This window comes from Abiotrophia defectiva ATCC 49176 (assembly GCF_037041345.1).
GTDB lineage: Bacteria > Bacillota > Bacilli > Lactobacillales > Aerococcaceae > Abiotrophia.
In genome coordinates this window covers 731480-756648 of record NZ_CP146287.1, presented here as the reverse complement: position 1 = coordinate 756648, position 25169 = coordinate 731480, and the positions used below count along the sequence as shown (strand labels likewise).

Below are 25169 nucleotides of genomic sequence, written 5' to 3'. Positions count from 1 at the left end.
GATTAGGCCTCCTCAATGTTAAAGGCGTTGGTTTTCTTGAAGACGAATAAGGATACCGAGATGATAATCAAGGAGATAATCAAGGTCAAGGCCGCCGCAATGGAGAACTGTGGTGATTGACCAGTGGTAATCTTATAGATCCAAGAAATCAAGATGTCGGTTGACCCGGCACCGCCCCCAACAGAACCTGGACCCCCATCGTTGAAGAGGTAGATCATGGAGAAGTTGTTGAAGTTGAAGGTGTATTGGGTCATGAAGATTGGTGCAGCCACCGACAAGATAACCGGTAAGGTAATGGCGGTGAAGCGTTTGACAGCCCCTGCCCCATCAATTTTCGCTGCCTCATAGAGTGTTTCAGGAATAGATTGTAGGATAGAAGTGGTCATAACATAGACATATGGGAAACCTAACCAAGCTTGAATCATGATAATGGCTACCTTGGTCCAGTTTGGATCGGTCTTCCAAGCCAGGGTTGGCAGATCCACAAATGGAATCAAGTGGTTCAAGAATGGAATAACCTGCGTGTTAATGGCCCCGATGGAGTCATTGAACATGTTAGAGAAGGTCATGATGGTAATGAAGGCTGGTACCGCCCAAGGTAAGAGGAAGATAACCCCGAAGATACGTTTGCCCTTGATAAATGGTTGGTGAGCCACAATGGCAGTGAAGACCCCAATCACGATTTGTAAGGTGGTCGCACAGATGGTCCAAATCAAGGTCCAAGTGAAGACCGCCATGAAGGCATCACGGAAGGTTGAGAGGTTGAAGATGTTCCAGAAGTTCTCAATCCCTACCCAGTCTAAGAGTTTAGCAGGTGGCGTGTGTTTGAAGTCATAGTTAATAAAGGCTGTACATACCGTCACCAATACTGGGAAGACAATGGCAAAGGCCATAAAGATATAAGACGGAATAATTAAGAGATAAGGGAAACCATCCGCATAGATGTTGTGGAGCATTTCCTTCAAGGTCTTAGAGATTTTCTCGCCCTTGTTGATTTTACGAGCGATGGAACGTGCGTCTAAGATGTTAGCCCCATAGAAGGCTAAGAAGATAATGGTAATGATGATTTGCAAGCTCCCACGAATTAAGAGGAAGAGGGAGTGGTCTTGCTTAGGAACGGAACCCAAGGTCACAAAGCCTACGAGGGCGTCATAACCGAAGGTAAACATTTCAAAGATAAAGAGTGCAGTCAAAGCCAGGAAGATAATCCCTTTGAGGGTTTGGCCATTATAGAATTGTCCCAGACCTGGAATCAGAGACAGGCTCATGGCTTTACGCTCATCTTGACGCGGTGCAACCGTGTCTGCCATAATAATACCTCCATTTCAATATACTAATAGTTGCTCTCCTCTTGCAAAAAGACCTGGTAGCCGAAGGCTACCAGATCATTCAGCTTGAGTAGTTAGTTATCAGCTTATTCGCCGTGTTTTTGTTCGATCGCTTGTTTGATCAATTCTACCGCTGCGTCAGCTGCTTCTTTAGCAGACTTGTTACCTGAAGCTGCGTCGAAGATTAAGTTTTCAGCACCTGGCCATACTTCAGCCATTTGTGGGATGTTTGGCATTGGAACTGCGTTAGCGAAGGTGTCGATTACCGCTTTAGTGATTTCGTTATTGTCTTTAGCTGCTGCTTCACGTGCTACGTGGTTAGCAGGAACTTCGCCGAAGCCTTTGTACAATTTGTTTTGTTGTTCTTCAGAAGATGCCCAGTCTAAGAATTTTTGAGCCAATTCTTTGTTTTCTGAGTATTCTGAGATAACCCATGCTTTACCGCCGGCAAATGGTTTGTACTCGTTACCGCCAGGTAATGAAGGTAATTTAGCAGCACCTAAGTTAACTTTAGCATCTTTCAAAGCTTTAGCTTCCCAAGGACCAGTGATGATAGCAGCAGTCTTACCTTCGATGAAGGATTGTTTCATGAAGTCGTAAGAAGACTTAACGTCTAACATCCCTTTTGGCCATACATTCTTGTACCAGTCGCTGATGTAGTTGATGGCTTCAACAGACTTGTCGTTGTTCAAACCGATGTCTTTAGGATCTGTACCGTTTTGGCCGAATACATAACCGCCGTAACCAGCTAAGATACCGTAGCTGAAGTAGAAGTTAGTCAATTGACCAAGGAAGGCAACGTTCTTACCTTCTTCACCTGCGAACTTGTACTTGTCGTCTTTAGACAAAGCCATTAAGTCATCGAAAGATTTTGGTGCTTCCTTCAATAAGTCTTTGTTGTAGTACATGATGATGGTTTCGATAACAGCTGGCGCACCGTATACTTTACCGTCGATGGATACACCTTGTTTGTCTTTGTCATCGTACTTAGCGTCGTCTAATAATTTCACTTCTGATAAGTGACCAGCTTTTGCTAAAGCACCTACACGGTCGTTAGGTGCGATATAAACGTCTGCACCGTTCCCAGCAGGGCCGTCTAAAGCTAAAGCATCTAACATACCGAACATGTCAGTGTTGTCAGAGATTTCAACTTTCACGTTGTTTTTCTCTTCGAAGTCTTTGATGTTTGCTTTGAGGTAGTCAGTTAAGCCCCCACCAGAGATCACCAATTTAGCTTCTTGGGCAGTCGCAACTTTCACTGCGCCGAATGGGAATGCTGCTAAAGCCATAGCTGCAGACATAGTCCCGATTGCAAGTTTTTTCCAGTTAAATTTCATTACGAAATCCTCCTTAAAGATAGTATGTTGACGCTTTCGTCAAACGTTACAAGTTTATTATGCAATAAAACGAAACGGCTTTCAAGTTAAATTACGGTGTTACCGATAACAACTTATATCATGAAAATATGACCAGTCTTAGCTTGTAAAGGCTCCTAGTTTATGGCTAATTTGATGCCTTAATTCTAGTAAATAAAGAGCCAAGCAAGGCTATTCTCGCTTGGCTCTTTTCTATTATAAGATAATCACAATCGGATCATCAGCCACGGTCAACTTGCCTTCCTGGACGGTCACAGGACTTGCAGTCAAGGCATTGACATAGTCTCCGTCTGGCAGGTCCACCGCTAGGTCGCCTGACTTGCCCTTGAGCGATACCACCGCCAGCAAGGCTAGGTCTTGAGAGCCCGGTCGCTTGTAGGCGATTTGCACTAGGTCTAGGTCGCTATCCCCTGCTAGGTCATAAGCCCCTTGGACTGGCAGGGCCGACTTCTTGATCTCAATCAGGCGACTGAGGCAGTCGCTTAAGTCTTCCTGCCCCCCTTGCCAGTCAATGGGATCCCGGTCGAAGAGATTAGGCAGATGTCTGGCGCCAATTTCCTGACCGTTATGGATCAGACTGGTCCCCCGCTGCATCAAGCTAAAGGTCAACCAGTGGCGCAAGGAAGCACCTTGTGGCATGACACTGGCAAAGCGTGGCTGGTCATGGTTCTCTAGGTTGCGTAACTTGACATAGTTGTCAGGATAAATCATATCCTGTAGGGACAGGCGCTCCAAATACCAGTCCAGAGGGATTTCCCCGCGGACATAGCGCTCATAGGCGGTCCAAATGTCATAATCATAAGTCAGGTCAAATGCCTCATAGAGTTGGCTATCGCTAGCCGCCTCTACCCCTTCCTGGCGCAGAGACTTAACGAATTCCGCATGGACAGACTCAGCCAACCAGACGAAGTCCTCCTTGACCTGAGCCACGGCCTTGCGGGCTTCCCGCCAAAAGTCAACGGGCACCATGGAAGCTACATCGCAACGGTAGCCGTCCACGTAATGGGCCCAGTATTGGAGACTTTCAATTTGGTAGTCCCAGAGGCCACGGTCTTGGTAGTCTAAGTCCACAATGTCCGTCCACTCCCCTACCCGGTTACCACGTTTGCCATCAGACTTATAGTAGAACCATTCGGGATGAGTCTTGACCAAGACAGAGTCAGGTGATGTGTGGTTATAGACCACGTCAATCATAACCTTCATGCCCCGCTCATGGATGGCATGGCAGAGGGCCTCGAAGTCAGTCAAAGTTCCGTACTCGGGGTTGACCGCCCGATAGTCTTGAATGGCATAAGGCGAACCTAGCTTGCCCTTGCGCTTATCCACCCCTAGCGGATGAATAGGCAATAGCCAAATATAGTCCACACCTAGGGCCTTCAACCGGTCAAGTTGGGGTATAACCCCCGCAAAGGTCCCTTCTTGGCTGAAGTTGCGAACATAGACGCAGTAAATAACACTGCGACGTAAATCATAGCTTGTATCTAGTGCCATTATACTTCCTCCTCATAGATGATAAGACCATCAGGTCCCAGACAGTTGTCATAATAACCATTAGCCAGACAGAGCTTAGCCGGCTGGTCGATTTTTAGACTTCCCTCATGGTTGAAGTAGGCAACCAAACGTAAGCTCTGGTGCGTCAGGCTAATCTTGACCCCATTGTCCAGGGCCTCATAGTCAATTTGTCCTTGAATAATCCAGTCATTGTAGCGGTGACGTAAGGCAATCAGAGCCTTAACAAAAGCATGCATGTCTTGGTCCTGCTGAGCCGGATCCCATGGCATGACCTTGCGGCAGCCAGGATCGTGGTCGCCATCTAAGCCATACTCGGTGCCGTAGTAGAGGCAGGGACTACCCAACTGTAAGAAGTTGAAGGCCAGGGCCGCCTTGACCCGGTCCTTATTGCCCTTGGCTAGGCTGAGAATGCGCCAGGTATCATGGGAATCCAAGAGGTTGAACATAACTTCATTGTGCTGACGACGGTAGAGCATTTGCTGGCTCAAGACCGCATCCACTAATTTCTGGGCAGAACCTCGATGTTCTAAGAAATACCGAGTGGTCTGGGTGGTGCCCAAGTAGTTCATGACCGCATCAAATTGGTCGCCCGCCAACCAAGGTTGGGAGTTGTGCCAGATTTCGCCCAGAATATAGAGATCCGGCTTGATGCTTCGAACTTGCTGGGCAAAGGCCCGCCAGAAGTCATGGTCAATTTCATTGGCCACATCCAGTCGCCAACCGTCAATGTCAAACTCCCGAATCCAGTAGCTGGCAATGTCTAAGAGGTAACGCTGCACTTCTGGGTTCTGGGTGTTGAGCTTAGGCATGCGACCTTCAAAGGCAAACATCTCATAGCTCAAGCCCTGAGCCCGGTGGACCGCCCCTGGCGTCAATGGGTCCACAACTGGATACTTGTAGATGTGGAACCAGTCTGTGTAAGGAGAATCCGCCCCTCGCTCTCTAACATCCTGCCATTGCTTGGAGTGGGCCCCAATATGGTTGAAGACGGCATCTAACATAACCCGAATACCACGGGCATGGCAGCCTTCCACTAGGCGTTTGAAGGTTTCCTTATCGCCAAAGTGTGGGTCCACGCTGAGATAGTCGATAGTGTCATACTTGTGGTTGGTCGGCGCCTCAAAGATAGGACAGAGATAGAGCCCCGTAATGCCCAAGTCTGCTAGATAATCCAGCTCCTGAATAATCCCCTCTAAGTCACCGCCGAAGAAATCCTCAGAGGTCGGCCTAATCTTAGCATCCCAAGGCTGGGTCTGCTCAGGACTGAGTTCAGGTCGGCCATTCTTGAAGCGTTCCGGGAAGATTTGATACCAGACAGTAGACTTGACCCATTCCGGCACCTTAGCCCGCTCGCTCTCATGCAGATAAGGCAGACGGAAGAAGGAATCAAAGTTAATGTCCTGGTCAGACCCCATTTCATGGAAGCCATCATCGCCGTAGGCCATGATCTGACCCTGGCTGTCTTCCAAGACAAAGTAATACATGAGACGACGATAAGGCACCGTCACTTGAACCTGCCAGAAATCAAAGATGGAAGTCTGAGCCACCAAGGTTAGTTCAGTCTCATCCTGCTCGGTCAGGAAGGGATCCTGAAAGACCACTCGCACCTTGCTTAGGTCGCCTCTTTTACTGCGCAAACGCAGGTGAATGTGTTCCTGGTCGTAGAGATAGGCGAACTCCGACTCAGGACGATGGTAAATACTGCTTAATTCCATAAAGTCACTCCTTGTCACTCTCATGCTAGCAGAATTCCATCCCTATTACAAGAACAAGGAAAGCGGTTACCGGTATCAAGTCGACCTAGTCCAAAGGGGGGGGTTAGAATACTAGCACCCCTCTTTTGCCCAATATAAAAACGCCCTTTCTAGGGCGTTTCGCATGGCTTAAGCCTAGTTAGCGTCAATTCGTGCACGAATCTCGGCAAAAACTTGCTCATGGTCTAGTCGAGTGTCCGTTTGGGCGGCTACTCGGTCAGCCTCATCCAAGGCAGCTTGGATAGGAACGCTCTCCTTATGTAAATCATCTTGTCGCTTCATAGCCTTCACTCCTTTATGGCAAATCTACCATAAATACCTGCCCCAAGCAAGTCCTCTAAAAGAAAAAGCAGGGACCACGTCCCTGCTTGCTCATGCTATTAAATTAGTCGTCCTTGCGGTCGTCGTCTACGGCAACTACTTGGCCAGATTGGGCATCTACCTTGACTTCAACGTCGACGTCACCGTTCTTGTAGGTCAGGGTCCATACGGTTGCTTCCCCGTCACGGTCTAAGTCCCAATGATTTAACTTCAAGTCCTTAACATCGGCCCCTGCTTCGGCAGCTGCCTTAATGTCCTTGAATTCCTTCATCTTCTCTAAGTTAAGACCTTCCTCACGACGTTCTACGCCCCCTTGTTTAGCCTTAACTAAGCTTTGTTCAGACTTAGCAACTTCTGCGCCAGTGCCAGCATTAATCTTGAGTTCGTATTCATTTTCGTCATCGACTGCTTCAAATTCTACCACATAGAACTTCAAGTCATCATCATACTTCAATTCAACAGTGGTTAAATCTTGCTTAGGATGTGCCTCACGGTAGAATTTGATGAATTCTTCTGCGGTCTTAGTGACTTGCTCATAAGTCGTCGCATTTTGCTTAGTGGTCTCATTGCTGCTAGCATTGGCTGCTGTTGAGCTAGAATCTGAGCTAGAGCTTGAGGATTGAGCCAAAACGCTCGGAGCTAGGCTAGCAGTTAGGGAGAGGGCCACCAAGGCTGTTGTCAATTTTTTCTTCAGTGTCATAGTAAAGACCTCCTATACTTTTAACTTGTCTTTATGATAACACGACAATTGTAGAATGTCAACCTATGAACCTATTATTCTTCTGAAACTAACTTTTCAACCCACTCGGCATTGACCATCAGTTGTAGGTTGGACTCATGCTGGGTCATGCGGTCACCCCAGCGCTCTAAGATCAAATCATAGTGGTCTGGGTCGAAGGCGATGAAAGCTACAATGTCATCCTCATGCATAAGAATGAATTGCTTCTGCCCTGTCTCCCCATCCACATAGAACTGGACCCGCTCCACCTGGGCAGTCGGATACTGTTCTAGGAAGGTTGCTTGGAGGTAGTATTTCAAGAGCTCGATTACCCGGTCATCCAGGCCCGCCTCGAAAATAAAAATCTTCTCCCACAAATCTCGCAATTCCGGCACAATGCGGAAACGATAGCCCGCCTTGCGTTGGACATAACCTTCCTCGCGGAAATAAATGGTCCGTAAGTCGTGGGCAATTTTCACATGCTTTTCAGGCTGAGGTTCATAGTAGACCATGAAGACACGCTTAGGGTCATGGTAGAGATAGCCATAGTTGATAAAGGTGTCATAGCCACAATTCTCGCAGTGGAAACTCAAGAGATCAGTTGACATGACCAGGGGCTTGAGTTCAGGGTTGGCACTAATATTGATGCTGTCATAAGCCAGGAAATCTTGTGTATGGTTACAGTTAGGACAAATCATGGGATAGGTATGGTGTCGGGTCATAAGGTCACTCCTTTAATTTTTACTTCCTATATATACCAAAAGATTCAGTTGCGAGCAACTGAATCTTGAAGTTGACTTAACGGGTATTGGCGACATTGCCGTAGGTTTCAGTCAGAACAAACTCAGGGTTGCCTGCCTGATCTTCGACTGCAATGAGGCCTGCTTTTGGTGCATAGTAGAGATAGATCGTGCCATTTGGCAATTCACGCGATACCTTGACGGTGTTCTCGTAACGCTTGCCATTGATGACATAGGTCATAGGATTAGCCACCACTGTGTTCTTAACCGACTTATCATAGCCGGTATAGTAGACCTTGCCCACCGTCAAATCCGCTGGCAGAATCAAAGCCTGCTTGTCGTCCTTGGCCGCGTCTGTGGTCCGTTTGTCTTCCACATCGCTATAGGTGTCAAAGTGCGCGAGTTCGTAGAGACCGTCCTGTCTAATCTGGTAGATATAACAGTTAGAGCTGGTCCCTTCCAGGACAGAGATTTGGAAAATCCCATTAGCATCTGGCGAATATTCCATAATGACATCCCGGGCGCCACCCTCTACCCCATTGCCCACATAGTGGTAATTGACGAAATGGATATAGGGAGCACTCTCGGACCAGTCTGGTTTGGCATAGACTGGCTGCCCCATTCCCAATAGGAATACGGCTAGCAGGCCTAACATGGCCCAGCCACGACGCGCTATTGATTGCTTCTTCCGCATCGTACTTCCCCCTTTTCGACAATGCTACTACTTTACTCTCTTATTCTATCATAAAATCCGCCAAACGGAAGGAGTTTAGCAAGAATAAACTATGAATTTTTAATGAATGACAAAAACAAGAGCTTGGGATTAAATCCCAAGCTCTTGTTAGGCTGTCACCAGGACAGTTTTTAGGTTTCTTAGCCTTGATGAGATTAGCTCACTTGCTCTTCTTCATCCTTGCGTTTGCCGGTTGCGACTAGACCTAGACCTGCTAATACAGCAAGCGCTGCTGCAGAGAAGAAGGTCTGGTTGCTGGTTTCCCCAGTTGCTGGCAAGAGGCCTTGTTTCTTCGCATCACAATCTGGACATGGCGCTTGAGTCTCGCAATCCGGACATGGCACTTGACTTGGCGCTGGGTTAAGCGCAGCAAGGTCTGCTAGTGCTTGGTCTAGGATGGCTTTGACTTGGTCTTGACTGCTTGCTTGGTCAATCGCGTCCTTAGCTTTTTGAGCTAGGTCTTGGACTTGAGCAATAGCCTTAGCCTTGTCCGCGTCATTCAGATCCTTACGAGCCTTGAGGGCATCAATCTTAGCCTGGCTTGCCTGATCGATTGCTAGCTTACTATCCGACTTACTGTCAGAACTTGGGCTGAAATCTTTGAGGCTTGCTTGGGCCTGCTTAACAACTGCAGCCACATCAGCGTTGGTGGTCGCCGCATCGATCGCTGCCTTAGCCTTGTTAGCTGTATCAGCTAACTTAGCCTTAGCTGCGTCCTTCTCTTCTTGCGTTAAGTCAGTACGTGCGTCGATTTCCTTAGCCTTGTCTGCCACTGCTTGGTCGATGGCTGCTTTCGCTGCATTCTTAGCGTCCGCACTTGGGCTTTGGTCAGCAATGGACTTAGTGCCCGCTGCTACCGCTGCATCTACTTCTGCGTTGGTGCTTGCTGCATCGATTGCTGCCTTAGCTTGCTTAGCTGCATCAGCCAACTTAGCCTTAGCTGCGTCCTTCTCTTCTTGCGTTAAGTCGGTACGCGCATCGATTTCCTTGGCCTTGTCTGCGACTGCTTGGTCGATGGCTGCTTTGGCTGCATTCTTAGCGTCAGCTGTTGGACTTTGGTCCGCAATGGACTTAGTGCCCGCTGCTACCGCTGCGTCTACTTCTGCATTGGTTGTCGCCGCATCGATTGCTGCTTTAGCTTGCTTAGCTGCATCAGCTAACTTAGCCTTAGCTGCGTCCTTCTCTTCTTGCGTCAAGTCGGTACGCGCGTCGATTTCCTTAGCCTTGTCTGCGACTGCTTGGTCGATGGCTGCCTTAGCTGCCGTCTTAGCGTCCGCACTTGGGCTTTGGTCGGCAATAGACTTAGTGCCCGCTGCTACCGCTGCATCTACTTCTGCATTGGTGGTCGCTGCATCGATGGCTGCCTTAGCTTGCTTAGCTGCATCAGCTAATTTAGCCTTAGCTGCATCCTTCTCTTCTTGCGTCAAGTCGGTGCGGGCATCGATTTCCTTAGCCTTGTCTGCCACTGCTTGATCGATGGCTGCCTTAGCTGCCGTCTTAGCGTCCGCACTTGGGCTTTGGGCCGCAATAGACTTAGTGCCTGCTGCTACCGCTGCGTCTACTTCTGCATTGGTGGTTGCTGCATCGATCGCTGCCTTAGCTTGCTTAGCTGCATCTGCCAACTTAGCCTTAGCCGCATCCTTCTCTTCTTGCGTTAAGTCGGTACGGGCGTCGATTTCCTTGGCCTTGTCTGCCACTGCTTGGTCGATAGCTGCCTTAGCTGCCGTCTTAGCGTCGGCGCTTGGGCTTTGGTCCTTGATGGACTTAGTACCCGCTGCTACCGCTGCGTCTACTTCTGCGTTAGTGGTTGCTGAATCGATCGCTGCCTTAGCCTTGTTAGCTGCGTCTGCCAACTTAGCCTTAGCTGCATCCTTCTCTTCTTGCGTTAAGTCGGTGCGGGCATCGATTTCCTTGGCCTTGTCTGCCACTGCCTGGTCGATGGCTGCCTTAGCTGCCGTCTTAGCGTCCGCACTTGGGCTTTGGTCCTTGATGGACTTAGTACCTGCTGCTACCGCTACATCTACTTCGGCATTAGTGGTCGCCGCATCGATGGCTGCCTTAGCTTGTTTAGCTACGTCTGCCAACTTAGCCTTAGCTGCGTCCTTCTCTTCTTGCGTTAAGTCGGTACGGGCGTCGATTTCCTTGGCCTTGTCTGCCACTGCTTGGTCGATAGCTGCCTTAGCTACTGTCTTAGCATCAGCTGTTGGGCTTTGGTCCTTGATGGACTTAGTACCTGCTGCTACCGCTGCATCTACTTCTGCATTGGTGGTCGCTGCATCGATTGCTGCTTTAGCCTTGTTAGCTGCATCAGCTAACTTAGCTTTAGCCGCATCCTTCTCTTCTTGCGTTAAGTCGGTACGTGCGTCGATTTCCTTGGCCTTGTCTGCCACTGCTTGGTCGATGGCTGCCTTAGCTGCCGTCTTAGCGTCCGCACTTGGGCTTTGGTCCTTGATGGACTTAGTACCTGCTGCTACCGCTGCATCTACTTCTGCATTGGTGGTTGCTGCATCGATCGCTGCCTTAGCCTTGTTAGCAGCGTCTGCCAACTTAGCCTTAGCTGCATCCTTCTCTTCTTGCGTCAAGTCGGTGCGGGCATCGATAGCGTCAGTCTTAGTCTTCACTGCTGCGTCAATGGCATCCTTAGCTGCTGTCTTCTTGTCTGCACTTGGGTTAAGGGCATCAATTAAGTCAGCACCAGCCTTGCTAGCTTCCGCAACTTCCGCATTAGTTGTCGCGGCATCAATCGCATCCTTGGTTTCAGCCACTGCAGCATCAACTTTCGCTTTGGCTGCCTCTTTCTCTTCACGAGTTAGATTATTGTTAGCTTCAATCGCTGCTTTCTTAGCATTAGCTGCTTGTTCCAGCGCTTCTTTTGCTTTTGGCTTAGTTTCTGCAACTGGTGTTAGGCCTGCAATGGCACTTGTACCCTTGCCTTGTTCGTTGGCAACTGTTGAATTGTCGCTAGCTTCGGCAATGGCAGTCTTAGCTGCTTGAGCAGCTTGATCTACAGCAGAAATTGCCGCGTCTTTCTCTTCGCGAGTTAAGTTCTTATCAGCTTCGATGGCTGCCTTCTTAGCATTAGCTGCTTGTTCAACAGCCTCTTTTGCTTTAGGCTTAGCGTCCGCAACTGGCGTTACGTCAGCAATGGCTTGCTTACCTTGATCACGATCAGTTGCAACTTGGCTATTAGTTGGAGCCGCGTCGATTGCCTCCTTAGCCTTCTTAGCTGCATCCTCAACTTGCTTGATTGCTGCATCCTTCTCTTCACGAGTTAAGGACTTGTCAGCCTCAATTGTAGCCTTCTTAAGGTCGGCAAGATCTTGAACTGCTTGTTTAGCAGTAGGCTTAGCAATTGGATTTGGTGTGACATCAGTGATTGCCTTAAGGCCGGCGTCCTTCTCACTCACAACTTGAGCATCAGTAGCCGCTGTATCAACCTTGTTGCGAGCTTCCTTAGCTGCTTCTTCAACTTGCTTGATTGCTTCTTCTTTCTCTTCCTGAGTTAAATCAGTCCGTTCTTGAATAGCATCTTTCTTGAGATTTGCTGCTGCGTTAATGGCTTGCTTAGCGTCTGTCTTAGCCACAGAACCTGGTGTCACTGCTTCAATAGCAGCTAAACCGTTGGCCTTTTCATTGGCTACAGCACCATCAGTAGTCGCTGCATCAATTGCTGCTTGTGCATCTTGAGCTGCCTTGTCGATGGCCGCTTTGGCAGCCTTCTTCTCTTCCTTAGTCAAATCACCACGATCTTGGATGAGCTGTTTCTTAGCATCTGCTGCTGCTTGGACTTGGTCCTTAGCAGTTGGCTTCACGGTTGGTGTTGGAGTGACGGCATTAATGGTTGCCTCACCAGCAGTCTTCTCGTTTGCAACATCAGAATCAGAATTTGCTGACGCAATGGCTTGCTTAGCCGCATCTGCCGCTGTTTGTATTTGGTTAATAGCTGTATTCTTCTCTTCTTGAGTCAAACGATTATCCGCTTGAATCGCTCCCTTCTTACTATCCGCTAAAGCTTGAATTGCTTCTTGCGCAGTTGGCTTGGCAACTGGAGTTGGAGTTAGGTCACTAATTGCCTTAACGCCTTTGTCCTTCTCTGCTGTCACCGTTGCGTCATCCGCTGCCGCATTGATCGCTTGCTGCGCTTTCGCTAGCTCTTCGTTGACCTTACGCTCGGCTTCCGCTTTCTCATCGCTCGTTAACGCGTCGTTGGCTTGGATCGCTGCCTTCTTCACGTTGGCTGCTTGCTCTACCGCCGCTTTCGCCGCTGGTTTCGCCACTGGGCTTGGGTTAATCCCCGCTATCGCGTTCGTCCCATTCCCTTGTTCTTCCGCTACCTTGGCATCCGTGCCCGCTGCGTTAATTGCGTTCTTGGCTGCTTGGACTGCGTTATCGACTTGCTGGATCGCTTTCGCTTTCTCTTCTGCCGTCAAGGCATTGTTCTTGCTGATTTGATCCTTCTTAGCTTCCGCCGCTGCTTCCACTGCCTTAATCGCATCTGGGCGTGACTTGGCATCTGGATTGATACCCGCAATCACATTCGTCCCATTCGTCTTGGCTGCTTCCACACCGTTTTGGTCTGCCGCGTCTTCCACGGCTTGCTTAGCCGTCGTTTCCGCTGCCGTCACTTTCGCCTTGGCTGCGTCTTTCTCGTCTTGCGTTAAGTCTGGTCGAGCTTGGATTGCTTGACGTTGCGCTTCCGCTGCTGTCGCGATCGCGTCCTTCGCTTCCGTCTTAGTGCTTGGCGTTTCGGCTACATTGTTAATCGCCGCAATCCCCTTGGTTTGTTCACCCGTCACGTCACCTTGCGTGGTCGCGCCTTGGATTGCTGCTGTCGCCTTCGCTAACTCTTCGTTAACTTTCGCTACCGCTGTCGCACGTTCTTCTGAAGTCAAGCCTCCATTGTTTTGAATCCGTTGCTTCTTCGCGTCCGCTGCTGCTTGGACTGCTGCGATCGCCGCTGGCTTCGCCACGGCCGTTTCTGGCACTGCTTGAATCGCTTGCGTTCCTTCAGCTTGCTTATCCGTTACCGCTTGGTTGGTCGTTGCCTCATCAATCGCCTGGTTGGCTTTCGTTACGGCTTCTTCTACCTTGCGTGTCGCTTCGGCTTTCTCTTCTGCCGTCAAGGCATTGTTCTTGCTGATTTGATCCTTCTTAGCTTCCGCCGCTGATTGAATCGCTGCTTTCGCCGCATTCTTCGCTGCTGGTGTTTGTGGTACCGCAGTGATGGCTGCTTTCCCTTGCGCTACTTGCGTTTGTACATCCGCCAATTTCTGCGCTGCATCAATCGCATTACGCGCGTCTTGCGCTTTCGCTTCGACCGCACGGATTGCGTCGTTCTTCTCTTCGCGAGTTAATTGATTGTTATTCTCAATTTCTTGCTTCTTATCTTGCTCCGCTTGCGTAATCTCGGCTTTCGCTAAGGCCTTCGTGCTTTGGGCTGGGTCCTCGATCGCTTTAATCGCTTCGATCGCTGCCTTACCTGCTTCACCTTTGGCTGCTACGTCGGCACTGCTTTCGGCTGCCTTGATGGCTGCCTTCGCATCGCGCTCCGCTGCGTCTACCTTCGCAATGGCTGCCGCTTTCTCTTCATCCGTTAAGCCACCATTGTTTTGAATCTCTTGGCGCTTAGCGGTTGCTGCGTCTTCTACGACTTTGTCCGCCGCTGGTCGAGCCACTGGCGTTTCGGCTACCCCGCTTATCGCGGTCGTACCCTTGCCTTGTTCGCTCGTCACCGTTGCGTCATCCGCTGCCGCATTGATCGCTTGCTGCGCTTTCGCTAGCTCTTCGTTGACCTTCCGCTCGGCTTCCGCTTTCTCATCGCTCGTTAACGCCGCGTTGGATCGGATCGCTGCCTTCTTAGTTTCGGCTGCTTGCTCTACCGCCGCTTTCGCCGCTGGTTTCGCCACTGGGCTTGGGTTAATCCCCGCTATCGCGTTCGTCCCATTCCCTTGTTCTTCCGCTACCTTGGCATCCGTGCCCGCTGCGTTAATTGCGTTCTTGGCTGCTTGGACTGCGTTATCGACTTGCTGGATCGCTTTCGCTTTCTCTTCTGCCGTCAAGGCATTGTTCTTGCTGATTTGATCCTTCTTAGCTTCCGCCGCTGCTTCCACTGCCTTAATCGCATCTGGGCGTGACTTGGCATCTGGATTGATACCCGCAATCACATTCGTCCCATTCGTCTTGGCTGCTTCCACACCGTTTTGGTCTGCCGCGTCTTCCACGGCTTGCTTAGCCGTCGTTTCCGCTGCCGTCACTTTCGCCTTGGCTGCGTCTTTCTCGTCTTGCGTTAAGTCTGGTCGAGCTTGGATTGCTTGACGTTGCGCTTCCGCTGCTGTCGCGATCGCGTCCTTCGCTTCCGTCTTAGTGCTTGGCGTTTCGGCTACATTGTTAATCGCCGCAATCCCCTTGGTTTGTTCACCCGTCACGTCACCTTGCGTGGTCGCGCCTTGGATTGCTGCTGTCGCCTTCGCTAACTCTTCGTTAACTTTCGCTACCGCTGTCGCACGTTCTTCTGAAGTCAAGCCTCCATTGTTTTGAATCCGTTGCTTCTTCGCGTCCGCTGCTGCTTGGACTGCTGCGATCGCCGCTGGCTTCGCCACGGCCGTTTCTGGCACTGCTTGAATCGCTTGCGTTCCTTCAGCTTGCTTATCCGTTACCGCTTGGTTGGTCGTTGCCTCATCAATCGCCTGGTTGGCTTTCGTTACGGCTTCTTCTACCTTGCGTGTCGCTTCGGCTTTCTCTTCTGCCGTCAAGGCATTGTTCTTGCTGATTTGATCCTTCTTAGCTTCCGCCGCTGATTGAATCGCTGCTTTCGCCGCATTCTTCGCTGCTGGTGTTTGTGGTACCGCAGTGATGGCTGCTTTCCCTTGCGCTACTTGCGTTTGTACATCCGCCAATTTCTGCGCTGCATCAATCGCATTACGCGCGTCTTGCGCTTTCGCTTCGACCGCACGGATTGCGTCGTTCTTCTCTTCGCGAGTTAATTGATTGTTATTCTCAATTTCTTGCTTCTTATCTTGCTCCGCTTGCGTAATCTCGGCTTTCGCTAAGGCCTTCGTGCTTTGGGCTGGGTCCTCGATCGCTTTAATCGCTTCGATCGCTGCCTTACCTGCTTCACCTTTGGCTGCTACGTCGGCACTGCTTTCGGCTGCCTTGATGGCTGCCTTCGCATCGCGCTCCGCTGCGTCTACCTTCGCAATGGCTGCCGCTTTCTCTTCATCCGTTAAGCCACCATTGTTTTGAATCTCTTGGCGCTTAGCGGTTGCTGCGTCTTCTACGACTTTGTCCGCCGCTGGTTTCGCCACTGGGCTTGGGTTAATCCCCGCTATCGCGTTCGTCCCATTCCCTTGTTCTTCCGCTACCTTGGCATCCGTGCCCGCTGCGTTAATTGCGTTCTTGGCTGCTTGGACTGCGTTATCGACTTGCTGGATCGCTTTCGCTTTCTCTTCTGCCGTCAAGGCATTGTTCTTGCTGATTTGATCCTTCTTAGCTTCCGCCGCTGCTTCCACTGCCTTAATCGCATCTGGGCGTGACTTGGCATCTGGATTGATACCCGCAATCACATTCGTCCCATTCGTCTTGGCTGCTTCCACACCGTTTTGGTCTGCCGCGTCTTCCACGGCTTGCTTAGCCGTCGTTTCCGCTGCCGTCACTTTCGCCTTGGCTGCGTCTTTCTCGTCTTGCGTTAAGTCTGGTCGAGCTTGGATTGCTTGACGTTGCGCTTCCGCTGCTGTCGCGATCGCGTCCTTCGCTTCCGTCTTAGTGCTTGGCGTTTCGGCTACATTGTTAATCGCCGCAATCCCCTTGGTTTGTTCACCCGTCACGTCACCTTGCGTGGTCGCGCCTTGGATTGCTGCTGTCGCCTTCGCTAACTCTTCGTTAACTTTCGCTACCGCTGTCGCACGTTCTTCTGAAGTCAAGCCTCCATTGTTTTGAATCCGTTGCTTCTTCGCGTCCGCTGCTGCTTGGACTGCTGCGATCGCCGCTGGCTTCGCCACGGCCGTTTCTGGCACTGCTTGAATCGCTTGCGTTCCTTCAGCTTGCTTATCCGTTACCGCTTGGTTGGTCGTTGCCTCATCAATCGCCTGGTTGGCTTTCGTTACGGCTTCTTCTACCTTGCGTGTCGCTTCGGCTTTCTCTTCTGCCGTCAAGGCATTGTTCTTGCTGATTTGATCCTTCTTAGCTTCCGCCGCTGATTGAATCGCTGCTTTCGCCGCATTCTTCGCTGCTGGTGTTTGTGGTACCGCAGTGATGGCTGCTTTCCCTTGCGCTACTTGCGTTTGTACATCCGCCAATTTCTGCGCTGCATCAATCGCATTACGCGCGTCTTGCGCTTTCGCTTCGACCGCACGGATTGCGTCGTTCTTCTCTTCGCGAGTTAATTGATTGTTATTCTCAATTTCTTGCTTCTTATCTTGCTCCGCTTGCGTAATCTCGGCTTTCGCTAAGGCCTTCGTGCTTTGGGCTGGGTCCTCGATCGCTTTAATCGCTTCGATCGCTGCCTTACCTGCTTCACCTTTGGCTGCTACGTCGGCACTGCTTTCGGCTGCCTTGATGGCTGCCTTCGCATCGCGCTCCGCTGCGTCTACCTTCGCAATGGCTGCCGCTTTCTCTTCATCCGTTAAGCCACCATTGTTTTGAATCTCTTGGCGCTTAGCGGTTGCTGCGTCTTCTACGACTTTGTCCGCCGCTGGTCGAGCCACTGGCGTTTCGGCTACCCCGCTTATCGCGGTCGTACCCTTGCCTTGTTCGCTCGTCACCGTTGCGTCATCCGCTGCCGCATTGATCGCTTGCTGCGCTTTCGCTAGCTCTTCGTTGACCTTCCGCTCGGCTTCCGCTTTCTCATCGCTCGTTAACGCCGCGTTGGATCGGATCGCTGCCTTCTTAGTTTCGGCTGCTTGCTCTACCGCCGCTATCGCCGCTGGTTTCGCATTGGCTTCCGCCTCAATGGCACGAATTACACCTAAGCCGTTGTCCTTAGCTGTCCCCACTAACGCATTGGTGTCCGCTGTGTTAATCGCGTTGCGGGCGTTTTGGACTGCTGAGTCAACTTTTGCTAAGGCTTGGTTACGTTCTTCTTCGGTCAAGCCTTCTTTGTCGCGGATCTCTTGACGTTTAGTTGAGGCCGCCGTCTCAATTTCATTAATCGCTGTTGCCTTAGTAGTTGGTACTTGTGGTACTGAGTCAATTGCGAATTTACCTTGACGTTCTTGCTCTTCAACCTCTTGCAAGGTGTTAGCATTTTCAATTGCAGTGCGAGCATCACGAGCTTTGGCTTCTACGGCACTGATTGCATCATTTTTCTCTTCGCGAGTTAATTGATTGTTATTTTCAATTTCGTTCTTCTTAGCTTGCTCAGAGATTGCGATAGCCGCTAGACTTGTTGGCTTCGTCTGCGCCACAGCTTGGATGGCTTCGATGGCTGCTAAGCCGTCGCCTTTGGCGTTGGAGACGCCTGTTCTATCTTCCGCTTGGTTGATCTTAGCTTGCGCATCTTGGACGGCTTGAGTGATTTTCTGAATCGCTTCATTCTTCTCTTCTTGAGTGAATGCCTTGCTTTCCTCAATCTGACGCTTCTTAGCCTCTGCTGCTGTTTGGATTTCTTGTAAAGCATTTGGCTTGTCTTGCGCTTGTGCCGGTACAGCTTTAATAGCTGCAATCCCATCAGACTCAACTTGGTCAACGTCTGTCTTTTGTTGGGCTTGCTTGAGTTTTTCCAAAGCTTCCGCTTCAGCTGCCGTTACAGCTAGCTTAGCTTGGTTTTTCTCTTCGCTAGTTAAGCCTTCAAGTCGGTCAATCGCCTCGCGACGTTCTTGGGCTGCCGCCTGAATGGCACTTTTGGCTGCTGGTTTGGCCACTGGATTTGCAGTAATGGCAGCAATGGTCTGCGTCCCATTGGTTTGTTCTTGCGCTACCTTGTCATTTGTTTCCGCAGCGTTAATCGCGTCTTTTGCTCTATCAACCGCTGTATCGACGTCTTGAATTAGTTGCGCTCTCTCTTCAATGGTCAAGTCTTGGTTGTCACGAAGCTCAGCCTTCTTACGATCCGCGGCCGCAACAACTTCCTTGATGGCATCTGGACGTGCCTTCGCTTCTTGCGTGATAGCATTAATCGCGACTAGTCCATTGGTCTTAGCTTGATCCACAGCGTTTTGGTCTGCCGCTGCTTCCACTTCTCGCTTAGCCAAGGTTGCTGCTTGATTCACTCTCTCCTTGGCTGCGTTTATCTCGTCTTGTGTTAAACCAGGAATTTCTTGGATTTCTTTGCGTCTCGTTTCCGCGGCAGCCTCAATTTCATTGATTGCTGTTGGCTTAGCATTTGGGGTTGCTGTAACAGCTTGAATGTTTTGGATACCTTGGGTTTTCTGAGTCGCCACTGCTTCATTAGAGTCAGCTTGAGTGATAGCCTGACGTGCCGTCTGGAGGGCATTGTCTACTTGAGCAAGTGCTTGTTCTCTCTCTTCCTTAGTTAAGCCTTCTGTCTGCTGAATCTCACGACGTCTGTTAGACGCTGCTTCTTCAAGTTCGTAGATAGCTGCTGGCTTAACGCTTGGAATAGCTTGTACATTGCCAATGTTGGTAATGCCACCTTGTTTCACAACGCCTACAGTGAGGTCGTCAGCTGCTTCATTGATGTCTTTTTCAGCCTTAGCTAGCTCGTTGTTAACCTTCTGGATAGCTTCGGCCTTCTCATCGCTCGTCAAGTTGTCGTTAGACTGGATGGTAGACGTCTTATTAGCAGCAGCTTGTCGAACTTCCGCCAGAGCGGCTGGCTTGCTTACTGGAGTTTGTGGTACGCCCTGGATTGCTTGAAGCCCTTGACTTTCTTGGTCGCCGACTTGTTGGTTAGTCGTCGCTTGTTGGATTGCTTGGAGTGCATCTGTAAGGGCTTGGTCCACTGACTCAATGGCCTTGTCTTTCTCTTCCTTAGTTAAGAGGTTATTCTGACGAATCTCGTTACGCTTATTCTCAGCCGCAGTCCCCAAGACTTGGTTGGCTGCTGCCTTAATCTTAGATTCTGTCCCAATGGCACGAATCTTTTCGACACCGGTCTCATTTGCTTCTTGGACCTTGTCATTGGTCTTTTGACGATGAACGTTTAATACAACATCAGCTAATACTTGATCTACTTTCTGATTAAGTTCCAAACGCTCTTCATCGGTTAAGTTTGGCGCTGTCTGAATCTGTTGACGCTTAGTTTTCGCTTCTTCATTAAGACTTTTAACCGCATCGGATTTCTTAGTAGCTACAATTGAGAAGCCGTGAATACCAGAAATCCCATTATCACGGGCATCTTCTACTTCACGGTCAGTCCCGGCATCCTGAATCATTTGACGTAACTGATCTCTGAGGGCTTCAAAGCGTTGCTTGTGGTCTTCACGCTCTTCATCAGTAAAGTCAGAGTAGTTATTAATCGTATTAGCACGTACTGCCGCTTCTCTATCAAAGGCATCCAAAGCAGCTTGACGAACTGACGCCGTCGGAGTGAAGCTCTCGATACCTGACTTATGCGTGTTAAGGGCTTGCTCCACATCTTCATTGCTTGCGGCATCCGCAATGGCCTGCAAAGCATCTTGATGCTTACTTTCTAATTGGGTAAAGGCTGTCAGACGCTCCTCATTGGTCAGCGTTTTGTTGCCTTCAATCTCTTGACGCTTAGCCGCAACCGCTGCTTCAATGTCAGCATTCGCTTGTGGCTTCTTAAGAGCTTGGCCTGTTACATCGCCAATCGCGTTCAAACCTTGAGCTTGGGCTTGGGCTACATCATCTCGGCCAGAGGCTTGTTCTACCTTGCCTTTAGCTGTTGCCAAGGCTTGGTTAACTTCCTCAATTGCTTTTTGCTTTTCTTGAGTAGTGAGGTTTTTATTGTCAGTAATTTGTTGACGTTTAGTTTGAGCGGCGTTCTCTAATGCCTCATTAGCTGCTTGCTTAGTTAGTGGCTCTGGTTTAATGGCTTGAATTGCAGTTAAACCATAGGACTTAGCATTGCCGACTCCCGCATTGTCAGCTGCTTGTCCAATAGAATCTTTTGCCGTTTGTACTTCTGTTGCTAAACGTGTCTCAGCAGCTTGACGTTCTTCAGCCGTCAAGCCTTCCTTACTTTGAATTTCTCGACTCTTCGCTTCGCGTGCCGCTTCAATCTCGGCGAGGGCATCTGCCTTCACTTGGCCGTATGGGCTAATCGCTACAATGTTACCAAGCCCCTGGGTCTTAGCATCGCTAACCGCTTGGTTATTTTCGGCGTCTTGAATTTGCTTCTTAGCATTATCAAGGGCTTGTTGAAGATCTTGCGTAAATTTCTGACGCTCTTCATCGGTCAAGCTCTTGTTTTCTTGAATTTCACGCGTCTTGATGGCCGCCTGATCTTGCAGTTCTTTGATGGCATTAGGTTTAACCTCTGGAGTTACCAGCAGATTAGCAATCGTTTCTTCAGCTAAATTCTTCTCAGCTGTGACTGTTTCATTGCTATTCGCTTGGTTGATTAAACCAACTGCCTTCTGAACTTCAGCCTCAATAGCGTCTGTGAGCGTTTTGCGCTCTTCAGAAGTTAAATCTGTATTTTGTTGGATATTGTCCTTCTTAGCATCCGCCACTTGGCGAACCGACTGGATGGCTTCGTTCTTAATCTTAGCTACTGCGGTGACTGCTTGGATTGCTTGAATCCCCTTGGTTTTGGCATTCCCTACTTCTTCATTGTCATCAGCAGCCTTAATTTCTGCGATGGCCTGATTAAGGGTCTGATCAAGCTGATTAAGTGCTGCTTGACGTTCGTTATCGGTCAAACCTTGTGTCTGGTTAATGGCTTGACGTTGGGTGTTAGCTTGTTCAGTCACAGCTTGAATAGCTTGTGGTCTTACAGAAGCTTGTACCTGAATGGCACGGATATTGTTAGTACCCTCAGTCTGCTTATCTTCAACATCTGCATTACGAGTACCTTGCTTAATGGCTTGCTCAGCCGCAGCAAGGACTTGGTCTACCTGACCTAATAAGACATCACGCTCATTAGCTGTTAAATCAAGGTTATTCTCGATTTCTTGGCGCTTAGTCTCAGCTTCTTGACGAACGGCTGCTAAGGCTGTATTACGCTTAACCGGAACAGCCGGCGCATTAATCTTGGCAAGGGCCGTTTCTTTGGCATGTTCTACTTCCACTTCACCATAAGAAGCTAAAATGTCTTGGTGGGCATCTTGAGCAGCTTGCTTGACTTGTTCAAGGTATTGTTCGCGCTCTTCAACCGTTAGGTCGCCTTGGGCTTGGATTTGCTTAATGCGTTCAGCAAGCGCTTCTTCAATGGCCTTTCTAGCCGCTGGTTTGACAATTGCTGGTGGTCTTACCGCTTCAATTTCTGCAAGCAACTCATTGACAACTTGTTGCAAGTTGTCATTAGAAGTTGCGGCCGTAATCCGCGCTTCAGTTTCTTCCGCAATTCGGAGCAACTTATCGGCGGCGCCTGTTTTCTCTTGAGCAGTCCAATCACTACTTGCCGCATTTAACAAGTTGAACATTGCCTCACGCACAGCATCTACTCGGTCCTTGGCATCTGGTTTTTTAGTCCCCTGAACAGAAACACTGTTAACAGTCGAGATACCGTCAACTTTTGCAGAATTAAGTTCATATTCTCCGTTTGCTTGGTTAACACGTTCAAGCGCTTCATCCTTGGCTGTCTCTAATTCACGCAGCTTTTCGTTCTTCTCATCAGTTGTCAACCAAGATTCATTGGAAATCAATTGCTTACGTGCATTGTAGGCATCCATAATCTCATTAGTGGCCGTTTGACGGGCTGGAGATTGAGTTGGAACTGCTTGAATCTGGCTTAGTTGATTGTTTTCAACATTCTGAACATCCTGGTTAGATTGCGCGGTTTTCAGGGCATCCTTAGCCGCTTGAACCTTGCTATCCAAGTCGCGTAATGCAGCAGTCTTCTCTTCTGGTAGCATTTGGCTATCTTGAATCTGCTGACGTTTAGTTGCTTCCGCTGCTTCGATGGCTGCTAGGGCTGCTGGTTTCTTGAAGGCTAGCACCAGCGTATCGTTAATAGCCTGAACTTGCGCATTTTGAGTCGAAGTGACATCTTGAGTAGATGTTTGAGCCGCCACTGCTTGTTTGGCTGCTGCTTCTTTCTGACGGATAGCTGCGATTTGCTCAGTACGCTCTTCATTGGTCAAGCTCTGAGACTTGTTGATCTGTTGAACCTTGTTATTAGCTGCGGTTTCGATGGCTGCGCGAGCCGCTGGTTTAGCAACTGGCGTCTGGGTCAAGGCGTTGATAGTGCCCGTCCCATTATTTTGAGCCGTCGCTAAAGCTTGACTAGTCTTAGCTTGATCAATGGCAGTATTGGCTGAATTTTGCGCATCGGTCACCTTTTGGCGTTCAACTGCACGTTCTTCAGTTGTCAAATCAACATTATTATCAATTTCAGTGTTCTTGCGTTGAGCAGCATCAGCAACTGCTTGCTTGGCTGCATCGCGGTGTAAGCCAATGAGAACTTGTACCTGAACGGTATTATCTGACGGCTTACCTTGGCTATCCTTAGCACGCAAAGTAACGGTGTATTCACCTTCAACAGTAGAGTCAATACGGGCAACATTACGACCATCCTTAGAATAGGAAACTATCTCAGCCTGAACAGGTGTCCCGTTTGTTTGCTTAGCATCGTCCTCGGCGTCGGCAACAGTTACTAAGTCCTTGATCGCTGACTCGGTAACCGGTTGATTAATGTCTACCTCTAAAGAAGGTGTCTTAACTGCAATGGTTGGCTTCTCGTTGGAGGCATTAGCTGTTACTGAACGGTTAGACGCGATAGTCCCACCAAAATGATATTTTGGCACCATACGCATCGAGGTTGTTACTGGTACGATATCTGGCCCTGGATCTGGTTTTGTAGAGTGACGCGGAACTTTATCGCCTACTTCTCTCACCCTGAAAGGAGCAACAGTCGTAATTCTTAGATATTGATAACCCACTGGTGCTCCAGGCAATTCTTCAATCTTCTCTATTAACTCAGGAGCAGCAATATGTCTACGAGTAAAGGTACCTCCGCCATGCACAGTCCAAGGACTATTCCAATCTATTTTTCTAAGAGCTAATTGCGATCGGTCATCGTTCGCTCCAGAAGTCAAGTTAGTTTCAATAGAAAAGAATTGGGCGTCATGAGGAATAGCAACATCAATATATTTTTGGCCTGCAATCAAATCTGCTTGGCCAGTTGCCAAGGGATTCTTAATGAAGCTAAATGTCCCAAGTTCAACCGGTTTATTTACGACAGTACTTCTTTCACCATTGATAATCTGGAAGAATCTTAACTCTCTACCATTATTAAGGATATTAAATGTACTTCGAATAGGTTTTGTGAGGGTTAAGGTCCAGTTCCCAGTACTATCAACCGTCGTTCTTTCAGTAGTGTTATCCTGGTAAACAAGCTCAATGATAGCATTAGGGATCCCCGTACCACTAATAGTGGAGTCGGTCGATGTCAGGTTCCCTGGAATTGTAGGCTGTGCAGTCGCTTGAGGATTTTGCTGTCTAGTTACAACTTCATCCAAGAAGGCTTCATAGCGGTGTTGTTTCTTGCTATCGGTGATCACAATCTTGCCATCGTCAGTGATGTCAATATTGCGTTCTGATAGTCTAAAGTTTGGGTTCAAGCGGATAAATGCTTCCCGTACTCTACGTTTTTCTTCATCGTTTAGGCTTTGTGGGTCAATAACTGGTACCAAATCAGTCCCAGTAGGTGACTTCATCGTACTGTAGGCGCCAGTCCCGCTCCCACGCAAACCAGAACCTTGAGTCATCGGAGTCCCTTGGTTATCAGGGCGTGGCATAGCCGCGCTGGCTGGTTTCTCAACAGGTTTTACCACATAACCTGGCGTCTTGCGCGTATCATTTTGACGGCTTGGCTCAAGTTTGCCGTCTTCCTTTTGCTCAGGCTTGCTCTCGTCAGCTGAAGACTGACTGGATTCTGAGCTATTTGCTTCATTAGAATTAGCACTTTCTGAGCTTGCAGAAGTCTCAGAACTTTGGCTGCTTTCAGCGGACACCAAAGAAGCCTCCTCACTAGAGGCGGATAAGACTGCTGCTTGTTCACTGACCTTGGACTCCTGGCTAGCGCCCGTGCCGTCGGACGATTCAGCCTGGGTATGTGCCGTTTCCGGTTGAACAGATGCTGGCTCAGCTGCATATGCTTGACCAGAGTTCAGCATAATGAAGGAGCCGACTGCAACAGAAGCCACCCCTACGCTAAGTTTTTTAATGGTATAATGTGTGATCTTCTCACCTTCGCGCAAGCGACGAAGGTAATGATTGTTTTTCCCTAACATAGCTTTCTCCCTTTTTTATACATTCATTTGGTGATTAGCAGAACGGAAAACACTTACGGGTTGTGCCTTCCTAGACATAATCATACATGATAGATAATACCACAAATACATAAGAAAACAAATACCAATTTGATAAAAAAGCATATTAAAAATAAACTTTCATCATTATCTCCTTAAATTATAATATTTTCGCCTTATAAATCTTGATATTCTTTGTTCGTTATAAATTTACCAACCTCTGTTTTAACCTTTATAGCAGGGGTTTAAGCAGGTATCACCCAGTTCACAAATAAGCGCTATAACTTGCTATAATTGCCTGGTTCATAACCTCAAATAATTGCGAACATTTTAAACTAATTACTCGCTAACGT

9 protein-coding genes are annotated in these 25169 nt (G+C 49.0%); all 9 read right to left on the bottom strand.

Going from position 1 to position 25169, the window contains the following annotated elements:
• Positions 1-2 precede the first annotated feature (2 nt).
• Complete coding sequence (locus tag V7R82_RS03595) at positions 3-1310, bottom strand: sugar ABC transporter permease (protein ID WP_338543449.1); 1308 nt, start codon at positions 1308-1310, stop codon at positions 3-5.
• 104 nt (positions 1311-1414) lie between these two features.
• Complete coding sequence (locus V7R82_RS03590) at positions 1415-2665, bottom strand: extracellular solute-binding protein (protein ID WP_314693746.1); 1251 nt, start codon at positions 2663-2665, stop codon at positions 1415-1417.
• 234 nt (positions 2666-2899) lie between these two features.
• Positions 2900-4195: an alpha-amylase family glycosyl hydrolase gene (locus V7R82_RS03585; protein WP_338543446.1), complete on the bottom strand. Its 1296-nt coding sequence runs from the start codon at positions 4193-4195 to the stop codon at positions 2900-2902.
• Complete coding sequence (locus tag V7R82_RS03580; RefSeq protein ID WP_338543444.1) at positions 4195-5931, bottom strand: glycoside hydrolase family 13 protein; 1737 nt, start codon at positions 5929-5931, stop codon at positions 4195-4197. Before V7R82_RS03580 ends, V7R82_RS03585 begins: the two co-directional genes overlap by 1 nt.
• Before the next feature lie 174 nt (positions 5932-6105).
• Positions 6106-6252, bottom strand: a complete 147-nt coding sequence (locus V7R82_RS03575) for a hypothetical protein (RefSeq protein ID WP_303887249.1) — start codon at positions 6250-6252, stop codon at positions 6106-6108.
• Positions 6253-6355: 103 nt separating this feature from the next.
• Entirely contained in the window at positions 6356-6991 is a 636-nt protein-coding gene (locus V7R82_RS03570; RefSeq protein ID WP_314255607.1) for a PepSY domain-containing protein, read from the bottom strand.
• A gap of 74 nt (positions 6992-7065) precedes the next feature.
• Positions 7066-7731, bottom strand: coding sequence for a CpXC domain-containing protein (locus V7R82_RS03565; RefSeq protein ID WP_291429626.1), 666 nt, complete (start codon positions 7729-7731; stop codon positions 7066-7068).
• 76 nt (positions 7732-7807) lie between these two features.
• Positions 7808-8443 carry a hypothetical protein gene (locus V7R82_RS03560; RefSeq protein WP_314063957.1) on the bottom strand — a complete coding sequence of 212 codons (636 nt, stop codon included), beginning with the start codon at positions 8441-8443 and terminating at the stop codon, positions 7808-7810.
• A gap of 194 nt (positions 8444-8637) precedes the next feature.
• The gene (locus V7R82_RS03555; protein WP_338543439.1) at positions 8638-24798 is read right to left on the bottom strand and encodes a DUF1542 domain-containing protein; all 16161 of its coding nucleotides are present in this window, start codon (positions 24796-24798) and stop codon (positions 8638-8640) included.
• Between the last annotated feature and the right edge of the window lie 371 nt (positions 24799-25169).